The 1,215-nt window shown below is 43.6% G+C and carries 4 protein-coding genes and 1 pseudogene; 4 read left to right on the forward strand and 1 reads right to left on the reverse strand.

Annotated elements, in window-relative coordinates:
- Positions 1 to 56 precede the first annotated feature (56 nt).
- Positions 57 to 254, reverse strand: a complete 198-nt coding sequence (locus H1R82_RS14845) for a hypothetical protein (RefSeq protein WP_181821627.1) — start codon at positions 252 to 254, stop codon at positions 57 to 59.
- On the opposite strand from H1R82_RS14845, the gene H1R82_RS14460 reads away from it, so the two are divergent.
- The 4 genes and pseudogenes from H1R82_RS14460 to H1R82_RS14465 all read left to right on the forward strand — a co-directional run.
- Positions 160 to 393, forward strand: a complete 234-nt coding sequence (locus H1R82_RS14460) for a phage head-tail connector protein (RefSeq protein ID WP_309544799.1) — start codon at positions 160 to 162, stop codon at positions 391 to 393. The two genes, H1R82_RS14845 and H1R82_RS14460, sit on opposite strands and share 95 nt — an antisense overlap.
- Positions 383 to 685 carry a phage head closure protein gene (locus H1R82_RS06635; RefSeq protein WP_181732316.1) on the forward strand — a complete coding sequence of 101 codons (303 nt, stop codon included), beginning with the start codon at positions 383 to 385 and terminating at the stop codon, positions 683 to 685. Before H1R82_RS14460 ends, H1R82_RS06635 begins: the two co-directional genes overlap by 11 nt.
- Positions 678 to 1,025 carry an HK97 gp10 family phage protein gene (locus tag H1R82_RS06640; protein ID WP_181732317.1) on the forward strand — a complete coding sequence of 116 codons (348 nt, stop codon included), beginning with the start codon at positions 678 to 680 and terminating at the stop codon, positions 1,023 to 1,025. Before H1R82_RS06635 ends, H1R82_RS06640 begins: the two co-directional genes overlap by 8 nt.
- Positions 1,022 to 1,215, forward strand: a pseudogene (locus tag H1R82_RS14465) (hypothetical protein); the annotation flags it as partial. The gene H1R82_RS06640 and the pseudogene H1R82_RS14465, both read left to right, overlap by 4 nt.

Below are 1,215 nucleotides of genomic sequence, written 5' to 3' on the forward strand. Positions count from 1 at the left end.
TAGATGATTGCTTGTTTGATGATCGCATCCAGCATTGTTGCATTATCTTTTGTTCCTCAAAAACCCGCTTGAACAGGGTCAATTTTTGCCGCTTCTATTAAATTTTCCACTACACTATCAAAAGCGCTGCGGATAACCAGCAGCGCTTTTGATAGTGAAGTGGAAAATTTAATAGAAGCGGCAAAAATTGACCTGGTGCAAGCGGGTGTTGATGAAACAAAAGTTAATGCAACAATGCCGGATGCGATCATCAAACAAGCAATCATCTACTATTGCAAAGCTTATTTCGGGTATGATAATCCGGATGCTGAACGGTTTGAAAATGTATATACCATGTTTAAACAACATCTATCACTATATGGCGATTATAGGAGTTTTCCAAATGAGACATAAGGATGTAATCTTTCTCATATCTGTTGAAACCGACTATGACGAAATAGGGAATCCGATTGAAAGAGAAGATGAACGCATGGTATATGCGAATCAGTTAGAAGTGAGCACGGCAGAATTTTATGAGGCTTCCGCACAGGGCCTAAAGCCGGAAAAGCGGTTTGAAATCTATTCATTTGAATACCAGGGTGAAGACCGTCTGAAACATGAAGGTAAGCTATATAGAGTGATCCGGTCAGCAACAAGGGGAGAAAAAACCAAGCTCACTTGTGAAAAGGTGGTTAGGGATGGTTGATATTGCAAAAGAAATTGCCAAAGCCCTGGCAGAGTACACGAACGAAGTCACAGAGGGGATGGAAAATGCCAAAGAGGAAGTGGCCAAAGAAACAGTAAAAGTCTTGAAAAGAACTAGCCCGCGTCTGACCGGGGACTATGCAAAAGGATGGTCCAGGAAGAAAGTTGGCACGGCTCAAGTGGTCTACAATCGGACAGATTATCAACTTACTCATCTTCTCGAACATGGCCACGCAAAAGTAAACGGCGGTCGTGTTCCTGGCATTCCGCATATAGGACCGGCAGAGAAAAAGGCCATTGATGAATACACAAAGCGGGTGGAGCAGGTGATCCGCGGATGACAATGCCAGAACTTGTTCAAATCCTGAAGGCGACGGGGTTTCCTGTCGCCTATTCGCATTTTCAAGGGCCACCTCCAAGTATCCCTTTCATTACTTATGTAGAGGTGGGGAGCGACAATATTCATGCTGACAACCGGACCTGGCAAAAAGGCCGAAACATAAACATTGAACTTTACAGAAAATGCCGTCT

Source organism: Thermoactinomyces intermedius (genome assembly GCF_013912365.1).
Classification (GTDB): domain Bacteria; phylum Bacillota; class Bacilli; order Thermoactinomycetales; family Thermoactinomycetaceae; genus Thermoactinomyces; species Thermoactinomyces intermedius.